This window comes from Mesorhizobium sp. P2_E7 (assembly GCF_056403855.1).
Map to the genome: position 1 here is coordinate 3,257,356 of NZ_JBFUER010000001.1, position 16,951 is coordinate 3,274,306.

Annotated in this window: 15 protein-coding genes; 8 read left to right on the forward strand and 7 right to left on the reverse strand. The window is 63.3% G+C overall.

Translation table 11 applies throughout. The features are described 5' to 3' along the window. The first annotated feature begins 17 nt into the window (after nucleotides 1-17). The 3 genes from AC1DYC_RS16040 (at nucleotide 18) to AC1DYC_RS16050 (ending at nucleotide 4,919) form a co-directional block, all read left to right on the forward strand. Complete coding sequence (locus AC1DYC_RS16040) at nucleotides 18-2,618, forward strand: caspase family protein (RefSeq protein WP_477407756.1); 2,601 nt, start codon at nucleotides 18-20, stop codon at nucleotides 2,616-2,618. A gap of 14 nt (nucleotides 2,619-2,632) precedes the next feature. Then, nucleotides 2,633-3,769 (forward strand): hypothetical protein, encoded by a 1,137-nt coding sequence (locus tag AC1DYC_RS16045; protein ID WP_477407758.1) that lies wholly within the window; start codon nucleotides 2,633-2,635, stop codon nucleotides 3,767-3,769. A 160-nt stretch (nucleotides 3,770-3,929) separates the two neighbouring features. Beyond that, on the forward strand, nucleotides 3,930-4,919 hold the full coding sequence (locus AC1DYC_RS16050) for a GlxA family transcriptional regulator (RefSeq protein WP_352559622.1): 990 nt from the start codon (nucleotides 3,930-3,932) through the stop codon (nucleotides 4,917-4,919). On the opposite strand, the gene AC1DYC_RS16055 is transcribed toward AC1DYC_RS16050, so the two are convergent. Genes AC1DYC_RS16055 through eglC form a run of 3 tightly spaced genes read right to left on the reverse strand, consistent with a single transcriptional unit; the run spans nucleotide 4,906 to nucleotide 9,436 of the window. Beyond that, nucleotides 4,906-6,225: an HlyD family type I secretion periplasmic adaptor subunit gene (locus AC1DYC_RS16055; protein WP_477407760.1), complete on the reverse strand. Its 1,320-nt coding sequence runs from the start codon at nucleotides 6,223-6,225 to the stop codon at nucleotides 4,906-4,908. The two genes, AC1DYC_RS16050 and AC1DYC_RS16055, sit on opposite strands and share 14 nt — an antisense overlap. Nucleotides 6,226-6,228: 3 nt before the next feature. Continuing rightward, the gene (locus tag AC1DYC_RS16060) at nucleotides 6,229-7,980 is read right to left on the reverse strand and encodes a type I secretion system permease/ATPase (protein ID WP_477407762.1); all 1,752 of its coding nucleotides are present in this window, start codon (nucleotides 7,978-7,980) and stop codon (nucleotides 6,229-6,231) included. A gap of 31 nt (nucleotides 7,981-8,011) precedes the next feature. Further along, nucleotides 8,012-9,436 (reverse strand): endo-1,3-1,4-beta-glycanase EglC, encoded by a 1,425-nt coding sequence (gene eglC, locus AC1DYC_RS16065; protein ID WP_477407764.1) that lies wholly within the window; start codon nucleotides 9,434-9,436, stop codon nucleotides 8,012-8,014. A gap of 417 nt (nucleotides 9,437-9,853) precedes the next feature. Here eglC and AC1DYC_RS16070 point away from each other — a divergent pair, with 417 nt between their 5' ends. After that, nucleotides 9,854-10,297 (forward strand): SRPBCC family protein, encoded by a 444-nt coding sequence (locus AC1DYC_RS16070; protein WP_477407766.1) that lies wholly within the window; start codon nucleotides 9,854-9,856, stop codon nucleotides 10,295-10,297. A 71-nt stretch (nucleotides 10,298-10,368) separates the two neighbouring features. Here AC1DYC_RS16070 and AC1DYC_RS16075 read toward each other — a convergent pair whose 3' ends face one another. From AC1DYC_RS16075 to AC1DYC_RS16085, 3 genes are all read right to left on the reverse strand, one after another. Continuing rightward, nucleotides 10,369-11,334, reverse strand: a complete 966-nt coding sequence (locus tag AC1DYC_RS16075) for a hypothetical protein (RefSeq protein ID WP_477407768.1) — start codon at nucleotides 11,332-11,334, stop codon at nucleotides 10,369-10,371. A 113-nt stretch (nucleotides 11,335-11,447) separates the two neighbouring features. Beyond that, a complete protein-coding gene (locus AC1DYC_RS16080; protein WP_477407770.1) occupies nucleotides 11,448-12,950 on the reverse strand; it encodes a helicase HerA domain-containing protein in 1,503 nt (500 codons plus the stop codon). Between the two features lie 138 nt (nucleotides 12,951-13,088). Beyond that, nucleotides 13,089-13,730 (reverse strand): glutathione S-transferase family protein, encoded by a 642-nt coding sequence (locus tag AC1DYC_RS16085; RefSeq protein WP_477407772.1) that lies wholly within the window; start codon nucleotides 13,728-13,730, stop codon nucleotides 13,089-13,091. A 147-nt stretch (nucleotides 13,731-13,877) separates the two neighbouring features. On the opposite strand from AC1DYC_RS16085, the gene AC1DYC_RS16090 reads away from it, so the two are divergent. Beyond that, complete coding sequence (locus tag AC1DYC_RS16090; protein WP_477305286.1) at nucleotides 13,878-14,108, forward strand: hypothetical protein; 231 nt, start codon at nucleotides 13,878-13,880, stop codon at nucleotides 14,106-14,108. Nucleotides 14,109-14,240: 132 nt separating this feature from the next. Then, nucleotides 14,241-14,495, forward strand: a complete 255-nt coding sequence (locus AC1DYC_RS16095) for a DUF982 domain-containing protein (protein WP_477407774.1) — start codon at nucleotides 14,241-14,243, stop codon at nucleotides 14,493-14,495. Between the two features lie 17 nt (nucleotides 14,496-14,512). Here AC1DYC_RS16095 and AC1DYC_RS16100 read toward each other — a convergent pair whose 3' ends face one another. Then, nucleotides 14,513-14,998, reverse strand: a complete 486-nt coding sequence (locus AC1DYC_RS16100; protein WP_477407776.1) for a hypothetical protein — start codon at nucleotides 14,996-14,998, stop codon at nucleotides 14,513-14,515. Nucleotides 14,999-15,185: 187 nt separating this feature from the next. Between AC1DYC_RS16100 and AC1DYC_RS16105 the strand changes: the two genes are divergently transcribed. Both AC1DYC_RS16105 and AC1DYC_RS16110 read left to right on the forward strand, forming a co-directional pair. Next, nucleotides 15,186-15,551 (forward strand): RidA family protein, encoded by a 366-nt coding sequence (locus AC1DYC_RS16105; RefSeq protein WP_477407778.1) that lies wholly within the window; start codon nucleotides 15,186-15,188, stop codon nucleotides 15,549-15,551. Between the two features lie 43 nt (nucleotides 15,552-15,594). Continuing rightward, nucleotides 15,595-16,821, forward strand: coding sequence for an amidohydrolase/deacetylase family metallohydrolase (locus tag AC1DYC_RS16110; protein ID WP_477407780.1), 1,227 nt, complete (start codon nucleotides 15,595-15,597; stop codon nucleotides 16,819-16,821). Nucleotides 16,822-16,951 lie beyond the last annotated feature (130 nt).

Consider the following 16,951-nt stretch of genomic DNA (forward strand, 5'->3'; position numbering starts at 1 on the left):
GACAATCGAGGGGGTGCATGAGTCAGCGAGCGATCTTGATCGGCGTGCAGGGCTATGACTTGAATCCGCTCACAGCTCCCGCCAAGGACGCTCGTGACGTGTGTGCCGCGCTGGTCTCCAACGGGATATTCGCGCCGCATGACATCACGGTGCTCATTGACGACGGTTCGAATGCAGATGGCCCGGCTTCGAGGGAGGCCATACTCGCCGCTCTGGAGCCTCTCTACTACCAGGAAGAACCTTGCGACCGTCTTCTCGTCTATTTTTCCGGACATGGTGCCAGCTGGCGGGTAAGCCCCGGAGCGTCGTCCTTAAAGCCGGTCTTGCTGTGCCATGGCATGCGCAATTTCGGGCGCGACGGCGGAAAAATGATCGACGTCGAGGAATTGCTGGAACGGTTCCGGATGCGCGGCCCGACTGAGCAGATCTGGATCATCGACGCATGCAGAAACTTGCCGGATGCGCCGGTTCGCCCGGTCGTGCCGCCGACGGCATGGGGCGACTTGGCAGCGATTGAGGTTCGACGCCGCGCCCTTCTTTACGCGGTAGCACCGCTGGCCCAGGCCGCGGCCATCAAGGGCCAGAACAGCGTGTTTACACGAGAGCTTCTCGAGGGGCTCACCGGCCAGGGACGAGCTGCGGTGTATGATCCGGAGGCAGGCTCGTGGGTTGTGACGCATCGTTCGATTTGCGACTACGCACGGGCCAGGCTCGAAGGCGGAATGGCGGAATGGGAAAGGGAGTTCAAGCTCCCGCGCATCGAGTTTGAATCGCATCCGCCTCCGCGACCCATCCAGGCGCTCACAGGCGCCCGTGCTCCTCAGCCCCGTGAAGTCTCGTTGAAAGTCGACCCTGCGGAGGCCCTGCAGGCGATTTCGGCGCGACTTGAACGGGAAGGAATGGTTGCGGCGCAATGGCCGCCTCACAGCAAGTCTCGCCCGCTTCCGCCAGCCGCGTTCCGTTTCGAGGCGAAGCTCACAGACACTGGAGACTGGGAGAGGCTTACACCGGCAAGCACCGTGATCGATACGCGAGAGGTGGACGAAATCACGGTCGCGGTCAGCCCGCGGCAGGCGGTGCTTGAATCGCTGTCAGAAGAGAATACCGCGCTCCTGGAGGACATCCCCGAACGGACGGGGCTGGTGGAGATCAAGCGCCGAGAAACGTCGATTTCGTGGATCAAGATCGAATGCGGAGAACCCACCATATCCTTTTCGGCGAGCCCATATGTCACTTCCATGGCTCCAATGACCCTTAGGCCTAGCGCGTTGGCAGGGGGGCGCAGTTGGCAGGCCAAAGCCAAATTTCAACCGGGCCTGTGGAAAGTCGAAGCGGAACTGGCAGGAGAACGGCTCGGCTCCATCGACGTTGATCTGCCTGCGCAGACCACGGTGACGCTGCGCCTGATCGCCTCCATGCCCGCCGCGCTTCAGGGGCAAAACTGGTCGCCGGCAGCACTGGTTGCCCCGTCGGCGAAGAACCCCGCTTTGGATTTGTCCGGAACAATGGGCCCGATCCAGGGAGCGGTTCTGACCAGCCTGCTGCCGTTGGTAGCGCTGAAGGCCTTCGATACAAACGCCCTGGAGAGACTTCGCATCCCGTGGCTAAGAACCACACCCATTGAAAGGAACCATACTCCAATCAGTGTCGCATTGGCCACCGACGGCAACTGGGGGGATTTACAGAGGCCGAGCATCAGGTCTGCGAGGTTGACAATCACGGAAACATCGACGGCAACCAGATATTTTGCGGAAAGCGAAGATCTCGCCGTCTTCTCGGTGCCTCATGTCGTGGAAAGAGACCATGATATCTTCAAGGGCGTACCCGACAGAAATCTCGCGCGGCTTCGGGTCCCGGGTTGGGGCGCACTCGAGTTTGCCGTTCCTCTCATTCCGAACCGCGTAGCGTGCGTTGGAATTGTTGTTCGGGCCGGCGGCCGTTTCGAACTCTCGATTGCCTCGCTGTCCCCCGGCTTCGACCGGACATATCATGGCCGGAGCGCCACTTCGCGTGCCATTGCGATCGGCGCCCGCATGCTAAATGCGGCGGCTTCTCCGGACGTTCACCTCATCCGCGAAGCTGCCTACGGCAAATGGATCGACCCGGTTCTTGGCGCGCTTGCATGGCATGCGATCGCGAGCCGGGAAACCGACTTCGGGGACCGAAATCGAGAGACCATTGCGCGAAACATGTACGCAGCATTCCCGAGTCTGTCCGACAGCGTTCTTTTCCTTCATTGGTTGACCGGGAGAGCGGATGCCGAGCGAGCCTTGCCGGTGCCACGGGCCAGCGCTCTGCATTTTCGGCTGAGCCGGAGATTGTTGGACGCAGGCCTGACTCCCATTGAAAGCAGCCTGGCATCGGTCCACCAGCGGCTTGTTGGTGCGTTGCCTCATCAGGAGCAGGAGCCTGCGTTACATCTCTGGCGGCCCCGCCGGCTTGGATCTGTTTTCCGAGATCAGCCGGTGCTTGCCGCCTCGGTGGATATGGTGGCGACATTCGCCCAAGAAATTGGAGCCAAAGATCATTGGGCTCTGCGGCGGCGCGCTGTGATACCGCCGGGAATGGTGTGGAATGCGGCATATTTCCACGAGAAAAACGATCGGAAAGACGACTGAACCAGGAGGAAACCATGGCAGGCATTGATCTATTCGGCATCCTCAAACGCTTGTTTGCCCGCGACGGGAAGTCTCTCGGGCATGTGTGGATACTTGATGGCCATGTGGTCGATCAGAACCACCAGCCCGTAAAATTCGCAGACTCGTATGCGGTCGAAGACGCCTATGTGATGATAAGCTTGGCGGAGATGTTCCTGAAACGAACCAGGGTGCTCTGGAGGGAGTTCTATCCGGTCGTTCATTCCTTCATTACCTACGGAAATCCGCAGGCGCCCCAAACGGTCGGCACAGTTGCAGGTCCGGGCCAACTGAAAGATCTCGGCACAGCGAATTTGGACAAGGTCATTCCGCTGGCTTTTCCCCTGGCCGGGCCAATCGTGTATGATGGCCAGAACATCGAGGCTCTCCTTGGCCTGTACGCCGTTCCCGCAAAAGACGGTGCTGCGATCCTCATCAACACCCTCTCGCAACTGTCCAGCATCGTACCGCAGCTCGCGGCGGCAACACAGGTTGCCGGCGTCCTGAAGACAGGCACGGAGCAGATGCTCGGAATTGATGGAACGCTGTTGAAATTGGGGCTTCACAACAGCTTCTTTCCAGTCACCGGCGGTCAAGGCTTCATCGCCCGACCGGGATTTGCAGTTGCCGTCAGCAAGCCTGCGAATGAAGTCGACCCCAAGAAACTATGGGTCGTGAGCGGCAGGCTGGTTGTCGGCGACAATCCTGTTTCAGCGCAGGCGCCCGACGACTTCGACTATATGCTCATCCAGTTCTACGCCGGTCCGCCACGGGTCAACATATGGGGCACCATCCCCAGCCTGGCGGAACACACGACAGCCTTCGAGAATGCATTAAAGGCCGATGCGGCGGGCCGCAGGGCAGCTATCGACCTTGCGTTCCACGTGTTTGAGAACGCGTTGGACAAAAGCCGCGATCTCACCAAAAGCGACAAGGCCGCGGTTCGCGCGCTGGTGGCCGAGGACCTGAAGAAGAGGGTCTTAGCGCTTGAAACAGGCAGTCTCTTTGAAACAAAGTCGATCGCAAACGATGCGTCGGAGAGAAGCGACCCGACCGCTTTCCGCCCGGCGGCGATTGAACTTCCCGAGGGTCAAATGCCGCAACGACCGTCCGGACTAGCGCTTTGGAAATAACGACGCGGTTTGGCAGCCTTCGCTCCGTCGAGCGAAGGCTGCCAAACCGATCTCATCTCCGACATCCGGCGGCCGCTCCTGGGGAGCATGGCGCGCAAGCTTTGTGCGAACCTTTGGCAATAATGGCTCCATCCATCTGAGGGACGGTTCCGGAACGACAATGGCCAGGCGGTTTGCGTTTCTCTTGGTTCGCGACTTCACTTTGTCGCCGCTGTCGCTGTTCATCGACACGCTGCGCCTGGCAGGCGATGAGGGCGACCGCAGCCGCAGGATCGAGTTCGACTGGGAGATCGTCGGCGAACGCGGCCTGCCGATCCGGGCGAGCTGCGGTGTCGAACTGCTGCCGACCAAGGCGATGGGCAATCCGGAGGAGTTCGACAATGTCGTCGTGGTCGGTGGCCTGCTCGACACCAACCGGTCACTCAGCTCCGAAAAGGAGGCCTTCCTGTTGCGCGCCGCCGAAAAGGGCGTGCCGCTGACGGCACTCTGCACCGGCAGCTTCGTGCTCGCGCGCTACGGCCTGCTCGACGGCTACAGCGCCGCTGTGAGTTGGTTCCACATCAAGGATTTCCGCAACCAGTTCCCTGACGTGAACGCCCATGCCGACAGCCTGTTTTCCGTCGACCGCGGCCGCTCGACCTGCGCCGGCGGCACCGGTGCGGCCGACCTTGCCGGCCATTTCGTCTCGCAGTTCATCGGCCGCAAGGCGGCGGAAAAAGCCGCCAAGATCCTCGTGCTCGACCGCATCCGCTCGAGCCGGGACGTGCAGCCCGTCGGCGACCTCTTTCCCGCGGCGTCGAGCCGCGCCGTGAAGCGGGCCTTGCTGCTGATGGAAAGCAATCTGCAGGAGACGCTGTCGGTCGCCGAGATCGCGAGCCGGCTGAATTTATCGCGGCGCCAGCTCGAGCGGCTGTTCGGCGCCGAGCTCGGCATCGGCCCGATGGCGGCTTATCTTGCGCTGCGCGTGCATCAAGCGAAGTCGCTGCTGGAAGGGAGCGACTTGGCAATCGGCGACATCGCCTACCGCTGCGGCTTTCCCAATGCCGGCCATTTCAGCCGCGTCTTCCGCCAGCAGACCGGCATCACGCCGACCCATCTCAGGCATCCCGGCCGAATGTCCGGTGGGGCACCCTCGCCTACCGCTCCGTGAACGCCCGCGCGAACGAATCCAGCATCGGCCGCGCCAGATATTCGAAGAAGGTCCGGTCGCCGGTGCTGATAAACGCCTCGACCGGCGTTCCCGGGTAAAGCTGCTCGGCTTTCACACCTTGCGGCAGCGTGTCCGTGATCTTCAGCCTGGCGCGGAAATACGCCTCATGCGTTGTTTCATCGATCAGCCGGTCGGCGGAGATTTGTGTCACCGTCGCAGCGACCTCAGGCGTGAGGCGCGCGTTCAGGGCCGACAGTCTGAGCTTTGCCGGCTGGCCGACGCGAACCAGATCCACGTCTTTCGGCCGCAGCTTTGCATCGACGACAAGGCCTGACGCGGTGGGCAGGATCTCCATGATCTTCTGCCCGGGCGCAATCACGCTGCCCTTGGAATTATAGGTCGACGACACCACGATGCCGGCCGCCGGCGCCTTGATCGTCGTGCGCCCCAGCACCGCTTCGGCCGCGGTGATCTGTTCGCCGATGTCGGCCAGCTTGGTGCGAACCTCGTCGAGCTTGGTCAGCGCCTCCTCGACGCGTTGCGTGGTCGCGCGCTCGACCTGCGCCTGGGCTTCGACGATCTGTGTCTTGGTCGCCGCAAGGTCGGCCTCCAGCGCGCCGGCCTGGCCGACCAGATCGGCCTCGCTGCGCAAAAGCTGCGAATATTCGCTGCGGTTGGTGAGGCCCTTGTCGAGCAGGCCGGCCTTGATGCCGAGCTCCTTCTTCACGATGGCGGCTTGTTGCTGGATGGCCAGTTTCTGCGCGTCCAGTCCCAGTGCCGACTCGCGATGCATGGCCACGCGCTGGCCCAGGATCGACTCCTCGGACTGGAACCGGGCAAGCCTGGCGTCGAACTCCTTCTGTTGTTCGCGCACCAGATCGTCGAAGTCGCGCTGGAACAGCGCGGGTGCGGCCTCGGTGATTGGCGCCAGCCTGTCCGACCCATCGCGCTCCGCTTCCAGCCGCGCGGCACTTGCCCTGAGCGCGATCGACTGTCTGGTCAGCCGGTTCAGGTCGGCCTCGGCCGCCGTGCGGTCGAGGAGGACCAGCGGCTCGCCTTGTTGCACGCGGTCGCCTTCGTGGACCAGCAATTGTTCGATGATGCCGCCCTCAGGGTGCTGGATGAGGATGTTGCCGCCGGTCGCCGAGATCGTGCCGGACGTGATCACCGCGCCCGAGAGCGGCGCACTTGCCGCCCAATAGCCGAAGCAGCCGGCGAAAAGCGCAATCGCCGCGTAACCGACAACGGCGGTGCGCCGGACGTCGGTGCGTGGTCGGCTGTCGAAGGCAAGGCTCTGCTGCATCATCGTCTATGACCCGAAGCGGACGCTGTGCGGGCGCACGGTCGGCACGAATGAGCCCGTTACCATGGCGCTCGCGGCGACGCCCTTGCCGGTTGCGGGTTGCCGCAGCACCTCGCTCGCCGAGCCGAAGGCTTCGATCGCGCCATTGCGCAGCACCATCACGCGATCGCAGGCCGCCGCGATCGACGGGCGATGCGTGATGACGAGCACCGTGACGCCCGCGCCGCGCGCGGCCGACAGCATCGCTTCGAGCGCCGCTTCGCCACTGCCGTCGAGATGGGCGTTGGGCTCGTCCAGCACCAGCATGCGTGGATTGCCGTAGAAGGCGCGCGCCAGCCCGATCCGCTGCCGCTCGCCGCCCGACAGTACGGTATGCGACGGGCCGATCATGGACTGATAGCCGTCGCGAAGCGTCAGCACCAGCTCATGCGCTTCGGCACGCCTCGCCGCTTCGACGATCGCTTTGTCATCGGCATCCGGGTCGAAGCGGGCGACGTTTTGCGCGATCGATCCGGGGAAAAGTTCGACCTCCTGCGGGAGATAGCCGATATGCCTGCCAAGCTGGGTTTCGTCCCAGCTCCTCAGGTCGGCGCCGTCGATCCTGACCGCGCCGCCAGTCGGCTGCAGTGCCCCGACGAGCAGTTTCGCCAGCGTCGATTTGCCGGCGCCGCTCGGGCCGACGATCGCCACCGCTTCGCCGGCGCCGATGGCAAAATTCAACCGCTTGAGGATGGGCTCCGTGCCAAAGGACGCATTCGGCGCGATGAAGAACAGATCCTGCACCGAAATCGCGCCGGATGGATCAGGCAGGACGAGTTTGCGCGCCTCAGCCGGTTGCGCCGCAAGTGCTGTGTCCAGCCGCTTCCAGCATCGCCTGGCGTCGACGAGCTGCCGCCACGATCCGATCAGCTGGTCGAGCGGCTGCAGCGCGCGTGACGACACCAGCGAGGACGCGAAGATCATGCCGGCGGTCATCTGCCCTTGCAGCACCAGCCACGCGCCGGCGCCGAGGATCGCCAGTTGCAGCATCATGCGCAGCGACCGCGAAGTCGCGCTGAAGATCGCGTTGGCGCTTCCGGAACGGTCGTGCAGCGTCAGCGCTTCGGCGACATGCTGTCCCCAGACCGCGGCGGCATTTTGCACCATGCCCATGGCGCGCAGAGTGTCCGTGTTGCGGACAAAGGCCTGCTCCGCCTGGCTGGCCAGGGCCGAGCGTTCCGCCGACAGGGCATCGTTCCTGCCGATGGCAGACTGGTTGGCGACGACCAGGAGAAACAGAAGCACGGCGCCGGCGAGCGTCAGCCAGAACAGAACGGGATGGATGAAATAGAGCAGGACGAGAAAGACGGGAGCAAACGGCAGGTCGAACAGCACCGCCACGCCGCGCGACCTGATGAAGGCGCAGGCCGTGGCAAGGTCGCTCAGCGGCGACAGCGCGCTGCCGGCATATCTGGCGCTGAGCGAGGCGGCGAATGTCCACGCACCGAGTTTCTGGTCGACGGTAGCCGCAACACGCTGCGCGTAAACGGCGCGGACAGCATCGAGCAGGCCGAGGAAGGCTAGCGCCACGACCGCCATGGCTGAGAGATAAAGCAGCGTCTCGACGCTGGAGGACGGCAGCACCCGGTCATAGACCTGCAGCAGATAGAGCGGGATCACCAGAAGCAGGATGTTGATCAGAAGCGAAAAGATGCCGATATCGGCGATGCCACGCAGGAAGACCGGGCGCAGGCCGGGTCGGATGGGCGCATCCCTCAATGGCGAATGGTCTCGCGGCATCGCGTCGGCCCTAGACAGCGTGCTCGGCTGTTGTGCTCAGATGGCTCTGCTGCAAATCGTTCAGCGTGTAGGCGTGGATATAGTCGATCTTCATCTGTGCGGGCGTGGCGAGATGGTCGGGCGGCGCGCCGGCTTGGCCGCCGACTGCAAGGTCGACCAGCATATACATGGGCTTGTTCATATCCGACGGCGTCGCCGCTTCCGCGACCTGTACGCCATCATAGGTCCAGACCAGCTTGTCCGGCGTCCACAACAGGCCATAGGTATGATAGCCGTCGGTGTTCGAGACATTCACCGTTGACCCGACCGTGGTGTGGGTTCCGGTCTCATTCGTGTGCGCCGTCATGAGAAGCGCATTCGGGTTCTGGCCATACATTTCGATCACATCGAGTTCCGGGGGCCAGGAACCGTCTTCGGGCAGAAGCCAGAAGGCCGGCCACGCGCCGGCGTTTTCCGGCAGGTCGGCGCGCATTTCGAAATAGCCGTAGGTCTGCGAGAAGGTGTCGTGCGTCGTAAGCAAGCCGGAGGTGTATTCGTAATTGTTGATGAGCGGCTTGATATCGTCCGCCGCCTGCGCGGCGGTGATGGTGAGCACGCCGTTTGTCACGCTGAACGGATGGACCGAGCTGGTCGGCGCATAATTGGCGTCGATATACCATTGCAGCTCGCCGTTCTGGGACTGCGAGCTGCCGTTCTGCGCCCCCCACCAGAAATTGGAATCCCAGGTGCCGCTCTGGCCGTTCCACAGGCTCAGCGTGTTGAAATCGTCGTTGAAAGACAGCGTCATGCCTGTCTTGTCGATCGGCAGCTCGAACTGGGCGGGCTGAAACTTGTCGATCGTGGTGTTGTTGAACACCAGCACCTCGCTCGAGCCGAGGTTCAGCTGCACGTTCGATCCCACCTGGACCATATTGGCCTGGACGGCCTCGAACGAGGTGAAGGCGTAGCCGTTGAGGCGCACCGTGTCGGTCGCGTCGAAATCGGAGATCAGGTCGCTGCCGTTGCCCTTGGTGATGATGAAGGTGTCGGCGCCGGCGCCGCCGATCAGCACGTCATTGCCCTTGCCGCCGTCCAGCGTCTGACTGCCGGCGCCGCCGGTGATGATGTTGTCCTGACCGTTGCCGAAGGCATAGTGGCCGTCGCCGGTGACGACCAGATTCTCGAAATTGGCGGGCAGCTTGTAGCTCATCCAGGTGTCGATGGTGTCGACGCCCGCGCCGTAGTTCTCGACCGCTTTGTTGATCGTCGAATAGAGATGGTAATAGTCGTCGCCCGCGCCGCCATACATGGTGACCTTGACGCCGGTGTCGCCCCAGAAGGAATCGTTGCCCGAGGTGCCATAGAGGTAAGGCGCGCCGCCGGCCCCGGAGAACCAGTGGGTGGAGGCGCCGGTGTAGGGAAGTGGAATGCCCTTGGCGTTCAGGACGGTGGTCATTCGGACGCTCCTTGCGCGTGCTGCCTTGGCCGCTCGACAGCCTCGAGAGACCACTCAGGATCAACTTTTAAATTAATCCATCGTTCCAGGGAATCATCCTATAGTACACGAAGAAGATCGTTGCCCATCATTTAATAGATCAGATCGAAGCTAATAAGCGGATCCTAATACAATTTAAGGGCGAGACTTTAAGAATTTTAATAAATATTGTGAATTATGTGCCAAAAGATTGGGCAGATTGTCAACAATGCATGCAATTTGTCGCGCCGCGGCTGCCTGCCTGAGGCAGCGGTTTGAAATCGCGGACCTATGGTCTCAGGCAAAGGGCCTAAAAAATTTGACAGGCTATGTCGGACCGGGTGAAGTCCACCCGTCCTTGGGGCATCGATCAACGATACCAAAAAGGATACCGAAGACATGCCCAGCACTGTACGTTTGCACCGCGTTCTGACGACCAGCCCGGAGAAAGTCTACCGCGCATTCACGGAAGCCGATGCGCTGGCGAAATGGCTTCCGCCGAACGGCTTCACCTGCACGGTGCACAGCCTCGACGCCAAGGTCGGCGGCAGCTTCAAAATGTCGTTCCGCAACTTCACCACGGGCGGCAGCCATTCCTTCGGCGGTGAATATCTCGAGCTCGTTCCCGGCGAGCGCCTGCGCTACACCGACAGGTTCGACGACCCCAATCTGCCCGGCGAGATCGAAGTGACCGTGATCTTGAAGAAAGTCTCGGTCGGCACCGAACTCGACATCACCCAGGCCGGCATTCCCGACCTCATCCCGGCCGAGGCTTGCTATCTCGGCTGGCAGGAATCGCTGCGCAATCTGGCAAAGCTCGTCGAACCCGAGATCAATCAGTAGAGCCGCCCGAAGCACCGTCGGCGGCGCGGCCTAGCCGGCGCCGCCGACAACGCCGAACCGCGCTCATCGCCTCACGGCCCGCTGCAGATCGGCAGCGGCTGCGGCGGCGGTGGCGGGTTGTCCTTCTTGTATTGCGCGATGATCGGCTCGAGGCGCTGGCGCGGCCAGAATTTCGGCTTGCCGATCTCCCTGAGGCACGACGCATTCCAATAGGCGCCAGATTTGCCGACCGCCGCGATATCACGCGATTCCGGATAGATGTAGAGCGTCGTCGGATTGCCCTTCACCATCGAAATGATCTGATCGGCGTCCGCCGGCGACCAGCTGGTGCAGCCATTGCTGCGGCCGCCGGCATAGTCGACCAGCTTGCCGTAAGGCACAAAGCCGTCATGGTCGGCGTAGGAACTGTTCGGCTTCTTGCGCAGGCACATGCCGCGCAGCAGACGCGCCGCGTGGCCGCCGATCACCCGCTGTCGGGCATTCGCCGTCTCGCCCTCGCCGTCGAACTGGATGAAGGTGCGTTGCAGAATCTGATCCTGCTTCGCGCCGACGCGATAGAAACCCTTGAATGACGTCTTTGCCTCGCTGGTCATATAGGCGCCGCCCATCGTCAACGACGAGTCCAGGGCGTTGCCGAAGTTTTTCGCGCAGCGTTTCCCGTTGGAGAAATCGACCACGCCCTTCAAATTGCGGCCGCCGCCATGCCCCGACGATATCGCGCGAAACGATTGTTTGGCTTCGCAGATGACGTAGTAACGCCGCCCCAGCGCACCACCGCCGAGATCGCCGGGGCGCGTCGCATCCATTGCGAAATAGCAACCATTGTGGACCGCGCCCTGCGACACCTTGTTCTGATAAAGCGCGCGCGCCCGCTCCAGCACCACTTGCGAGATTTCGCCGTCACCGTCGCCGACATGAGCCTGCAGCCAGTCCGGTATAGCGGAGGACGCGGCAAAGGACCGGGCCGACACCGTTATCGCAATGGCAACAACGGCGAGGATGCCAAGGACAAAGACAGCCAGAGATTTCAACCGCACCGGAGCAACCCTCCTGCCCAACCGTTCCGCGATTCTCGGGAACGATCATAAATCGCCGCGCGCCGAACGGCGAAACACATCTTGTTCAGCAGCGCCTACACCTATCGCGCCAGTTACAGCGCAAGGCTCCCCTGCTCCGCCTCCACGGCATTGGGGTCGCCCGGCGCCGTTGCCCAGGCGAGTTCGACCAGCGTCACGGTGCGGCGCCCGGTGCCGTCAAGCTGGCAGACGATGAGGCCTTGCTCCTCGATATAGGTGAGCAGCCGCCGGGCCCGGCGCAGCGAGTGCGAGCCGTAGGCGCGCGCGATCGCCGCGTCGCTCGGGCACGGCCAGCCTTCCTTCGCCGCGCGCGCAATCATCATGAAAACGCCCTGCATGTCCTCGGGCAGCAGCGAGGCGCGGACGGAAACGTCCTGCCAGGCGTCATCGCCTGCCATGTCGGCGCCCAGCCCGGCGCGGGCGCGCGTCAGCATGCGGCGGAATTCGGTCAAGTCCGGCACCACCGAACCGAGGCCCTCAATGCGGCAGCGGACCACGAACTCCTGGTAGAGCACGCCGATGACGCGAAAGCCGGCATCGGGCTCGGCCAGCACGGCGCGCAGCACGCGGTCGACACGGCCGCGCCGCTCGGCCAGATCCTCGGCGCTGATTTCCGGTTCCGCCGGTTCGGGGCGAATTTCCATCGCCGCCGACTTCGCCGCCATCAGCTGGTCGAGCAGGTCGGGCGATGCGACGCGGCGCGGCGTCCGCATCGTCTCGGGCGGCGGCGCCGCCAGGATGATGGCGCGCGCGTCCTCAAGCGCCGATTCCGGCATCGCCATCAGCCGCGGCGTGCCGTTGCGCGGGCTTGTCTCGGTCTGGCCGATGCGCACGCCGAGCGGACGGCGCGACAGCGCCGGGCCAAGCGCCATGAAGTGCCCGCGCTCCAGGTCGCGGAACGCCTCCGCCTGGCGCCGCTCCATGCCGAGAAGGTCGGCGGCGCGCGCCATGTCAATGTCGAGGAAGGTGCGGCCCATGAGGAAATTGGAGGCTTCGGCCGCGACATTCTTGGCGAGCTTGGCCAGCCGCTGGGTGGCGATGATGCCGGCCAGGCCGCGCTTGCGGCCGCGGCACATCAGATTGGTCATGGCGCCGAGCGAGAGTTTGCGCGCCTCGTCGGAAACTTCGCCGGCCACGGCGGGTGCAAACAATTGCGCTTCGTCGACCACCACCAGCATCGGGTACCAGTGCTCGCGGGCGACTTCGAAGAGGCCGCCGAGAAAGGCGGCGGCGCGCCGCATCTGGTTCTCGGCGTCGAGCCCTTCGAGATTGAGCACGGTGGAGACGCGGTGGATGCGCGCCCGCTCGCCGGCCGCCTGCAGACCGCGCTCGGTGTGCTCCTCGGCATCGATGACGAGATGGCCATAATGGTCGCCCAGCGAGACGAAATCGCCTTCAGGGTCGATGATGGTCTGCTGCACCCAGGGCGCGCTCTGCTCCAGGAGCCGGCGCAAAAGGTGCGATTTGCCGGAGCCGGAATTGCCTTGCACCAGAAGGCGGGTGGCCAGCAGCTCCTCGAGGTCGAGCGCCGCCGGCGCACCCGCCGTCGTCTGTCCCATCTCGATGGCTACGGTCATGTCACGACTCTCCTTGAGGAGAGGGCTTATCAACCTGACTGCAAGCCGTCGAGCGCGCGAAGGCAACAGTCCCGGTGTTCCACACCTATGCTGCCAAAGCGCCACACCTGACCCTGCCTGCCCCAGGGGGAGGTTGCATCAAGCAGGCTTCACCGGCGGCAGATGCGGCGCATCCAGCCCTTCGAAGGGATCGCGCCAGGCGTCGATGGCTTCGAGCCGGCGATACCAGCCGAGAACGGCAGGATAGTCAGCTAGCGGCAAGCCGGCGACTTCGTTGAAGGGCAGGAACGTCGCCATGCGGAAATCGGCATAGGAAGGCGACTTGCCGACCAGCCATTGCCGTAGGGACAGCTCGGCCTCGAGAATCCCTGCCGCCCTGCGGAACTCCGCCAGCCCTTCCTCAACCTTGGCCTGGTCGATCGGGCCAATACCGTAGCGTTGCTTGGTGCCGCGCTCGAAATGGACTGTGTCGCAGGCCCGGACGAAATTCTCCTTGCCCCAGCTCAGCCAGCGGATCATGTCGGGCTGGTCGTCGCCGCTGCGCCAGAAATCCGAACCCGACTCGCGCGACAGCTTGCAGGCTATGGCGTCGGCTTCCCACAAGCTGCCCCATGATCCCGTCAGGATCGGGATGGAAAGGTTCGGGTTGAGCGACCGGAAACGCTCCGCCTGCCCCGGTGCGAAAGGTGCCGCGAACTCAAACTCGACCTTGGCCTGGAGATGGCGCGCCGTTGCGACCGCGAGGCGCGGATTGGGATTGCGGCTGAAGTACAGTTTCATGTCGGTCCATGGACGCTGTTGGCTCGATCCCCATCAAACACGCAAACGTGCCCGCTCGGCAATCTGGTCGGACCACGATTCCGCTGGCGCAAACCGCCGTTCGGCGTATCATTCGCTTGGGAGAGGGTTCTTGGCAGGAGGAAGCCAATGAACGCAGTATCGAGCGTACCTGTCATCGATCTGACAGCACAAAATCTTGTTTCCTCAGTGCTTTCAAAATTCCGAGCCGGCGATACCGTCTCGACCAGAGCAGCGCTCGACGCCATCCGTCGCATGGATCCGACCTGTGTCGACAGCGACGACGATCTGGTCGAACTGATCGTCATGGCCGCAATTGGTAAGACCATGGCGGTTGTGTTCGACCACCGCCAGCAGTGACGCTGGAACGAAACGGGCATTGCGCCGTTTCTGACGTCTTCAAGTTCGAGCAACTCCAGGAAGCGGTTTTCCGTCCGGAATTGCGTCAAAACAAAGAGTCAAAACAAAGAGTTGAGTTCAGGAGTAGCGTCAATGCGCGATGAACAATTCGACGTTCCCGTGACCATAGAAAGTGAAGGCAGCGGTCTCACCGTTACCGGAACGGTTCAGGCAGCCTCCATGCTGGTCGACGGATGGCCGGACGAAGAGCGCGGCCCGAAATACCGGTCCGCCCTCAAAGCGATGATGGATGCGATGGAACAGCGCCGCGCGGTTGGCACGGCGCGCCGCGCCTTCACCGCCGCGGCCCGGGAAGCGCATTTGGTCGTGCGGGAAGGGCGGCATTAGGCGCACCTGGCTGCGCCTTAACTCCCCAAGGGGTGTGGCATGTAGCCGACGAAGCCGGCAATCCTCCAGCGTCCCGACACTTTCCGGCAGAAATACAGCGTCTGCCACTTCAGCCTGTCGACGCTGCCATCGGCCTTGGTCACTGAACCATTAAACTTCTTGTGCAGCACCGCGCGGTCGCCATCGACATCGATGTCGCGCATGTTGGTGACGCGAAACAGCGCCTCGCGCAGCGGCTCGGCGAACTTTGTCGCCGCCGTCTCCTTGGCCTGGCGCAACCACTCGTCACGATAGACGCCAAGCGACGGGAATTGCAGCCGCCAGGCGTCGGCATCGCTCAGGAAATGCGCGTGCATGCCGAAGAAACTGTCGGCGATGAAATCATCCTCGACCATCGCCCAGTCCTGGCCGATGAAGGCGTCGATGTCGCGCCGCACCAGCATTTCCCACAGCGCGTGACGATCGGCGTCGCCTTCCGGAAACGGGTTCTTGTCGAAGGTCATTTAAAAAATCTCCTGTCGGGAAAATGCGAGGCGCAAGATGCTGGCCGTCCCCCGATAAAGCAACACGCATCTGGAAAAATCTTGCTTTCCCAAAAGCCCCCTATGAGGATCACGGGGAGAGGCGTAGAGCGGTCGGCTGAAATTGAACCGCAGGCGTGATCCGCCAAGTCAGAACAGGAGCTTCCCCTTGCCCAAAGAGTGTTTTGGAACATCGCATGTGCCGCTGTCTCCGGCGGTGCGCGCTGGCGATTTCGTCTACATCTCCGGCCAGGTGCCGGTCGATGCCGACCGCATCGTGGTCACGGGCGGCATTACCGAGCAGACCGAGCAAGTGCTGCAGAATGTGAAGGCGGCGCTGGCATTGGCCGGCTGCACCATGGACGATGTCGTCAAGACCACAGTCTGGCTCGAGGACGCGCGCGACTTCGGCGCCTTCAATGCCGTCTATGCCAAGCATTTCCCGAAAGATCCGCCGGCCCGCACCACGGTCGAATCGCGGCTGATGATCGACATCAAGATCGAGGTCGAGGCCGTCGCCTACCGGCCGCTTTGATAAGCCGAGGCATATCCTAGACAAGACACGGAGGCAGGCGCCGATGCAGTTCGATCTCCTGATCAAGGGTGGCCGCCTGATCGATCCGGCCTCGGGCGTGGACGCGGTGCGCGATGTCGCCATCGCTGACGGCCGCGTCGCGGCCATCGAGGCCGCCATCGATGCCGAGCACGCCACACAAGTCGTTGACGCCAGGGATTGCATCGTCACCCCCGGCCTCATCGATTTGCACAGTCACGTCTACTGGGGCGGCACGTCGCTCGGCGTCGACGCCGACCGGCTGGCGGCCAAGAGCGGCACCACCACCTTCATCGACGCCGGCAGCGCCGGCGCCGGCAATTTCCTGGGCTTTCGCCGCCACGTCATCGAGCGCTCGAAGGTGCGCATCCTGGCCTACGTCAACATCTCCTTCGCCGGGATATTCAGCTTCTCGCAGACGGTCTCGGTCGGCGAATGCAGCGATCTCAGGCTCTGCGAGCCGCGCGAGACGGTGGCCGCGGTGCGTGAGCACGCCGACGTCGTCGTCGGCGTCAAGGTGCGCTCCGGCAAGCACGCCGGCGGCACCAGCGGCATTGCGCCGGTGGACCTTGCGCTGGAGGCGGCCGATCAGGCCGGCCTGCCGCTGATGGCGCATATAGACGAGCCGCCGCCCGGCCGCTCTGAAGTGCTGCCGCGCCTGCGCCGCGGCGACATCCTCACCCACTGTTTTCGCCCGTTCCCCAACGCACCGGTCTTCGCCTCAGGCGCCGTGCGCCCGGACATGCGGCTGGCGCGCGAGCGCGGCGTCATCTTCGACATCGGCCACGGCATGGGTTCGTTCGACTTTGCGGTGGCGAAAGCGATGCTGGCTGACGGCCTGGCACCCGACGTGATCTCGAGCGACGTGCATCTCTACTGCGTCGACGGCCCCGCCTTCGACATCCTGGTCTGCATGTCGAAACTGATGGCGCTCGGCATGCCGCTGACCGAAGTGCTACGCGCTGCCACGCAAAGGCCGGCCGAGGCGATCGCCAGGCCGGAGCTAGGTACGCTGAGGGTGGGCGGTGTCGGCGATGTCGCGGTGCTGCGGTTAACCTCCGGCCGCTTCACCTTCGTCGACGCCGTAGGTGCGGCGCTCGTCGCCAATCAGCGGCTGACCTCGGACGGCATCGCCATCGGCGGTGTCTGGTATCCGAACGAGGCGCCAGACCACAATGAGACGGAGAGGTTCGAGCCGCATGCGCCGCATACGCATGTCGAGGTTGCGGCACGGCATTTCGGGCGTGGGTGATGAACTGCGCGGCCTTCCCTTCTCCCCTTGTGGGAGAAGGTGGCCGAGCGAAGCTCGGTCGGATGAGGGGTGTTCCAGCTTGGCAAGGACGGCGATCCTTCGCGCACCCCTCATCCGTCTCGGCGCTGCG

What these genes read in the sequence shown, in the direction of transcription:
- AC1DYC_RS16040 (WP_477407756.1), top strand. Translation starts at nt 18, where the DNA reads ATGAGTCAGCGAGCGATCTTGATCGGCGTGCAGGGCTATGACTTGAAT.
- AC1DYC_RS16045 (WP_477407758.1), top strand. Translation starts at nt 2,633, where the DNA reads ATGGCAGGCATTGATCTATTCGGCATCCTCAAACGCTTGTTTGCCCGC.
- AC1DYC_RS16050 (WP_352559622.1), top strand. Translation starts at nt 3,930, where the DNA reads ATGGCCAGGCGGTTTGCGTTTCTCTTGGTTCGCGACTTCACTTTGTCG.
- AC1DYC_RS16055 (WP_477407760.1), bottom strand. Translation starts at nt 6,225, where the DNA reads ATGATGCAGCAGAGCCTTGCCTTCGACAGCCGACCACGCACCGACGTC.
- eglC (WP_477407764.1), bottom strand. Translation starts at nt 9,436, where the DNA reads ATGACCACCGTCCTGAACGCCAAGGGCATTCCACTTCCCTACACCGGC.
- AC1DYC_RS16070 (WP_477407766.1), top strand. Translation starts at nt 9,854, where the DNA reads ATGCCCAGCACTGTACGTTTGCACCGCGTTCTGACGACCAGCCCGGAG.
- AC1DYC_RS16080 (WP_477407770.1), bottom strand. Translation starts at nt 12,950, where the DNA reads ATGACCGTAGCCATCGAGATGGGACAGACGACGGCGGGTGCGCCGGCG.
- AC1DYC_RS16085 (WP_477407772.1), bottom strand. Translation starts at nt 13,730, where the DNA reads ATGAAACTGTACTTCAGCCGCAATCCCAATCCGCGCCTCGCGGTCGCA.
- AC1DYC_RS16090 (WP_477305286.1), top strand. Translation starts at nt 13,878, where the DNA reads ATGAACGCAGTATCGAGCGTACCTGTCATCGATCTGACAGCACAAAAT.
- AC1DYC_RS16095 (WP_477407774.1), top strand. Translation starts at nt 14,241, where the DNA reads ATGCGCGATGAACAATTCGACGTTCCCGTGACCATAGAAAGTGAAGGC.
- AC1DYC_RS16100 (WP_477407776.1), bottom strand. Translation starts at nt 14,998, where the DNA reads ATGACCTTCGACAAGAACCCGTTTCCGGAAGGCGACGCCGATCGTCAC.
- AC1DYC_RS16110 (WP_477407780.1), top strand. Translation starts at nt 15,595, where the DNA reads ATGCAGTTCGATCTCCTGATCAAGGGTGGCCGCCTGATCGATCCGGCC.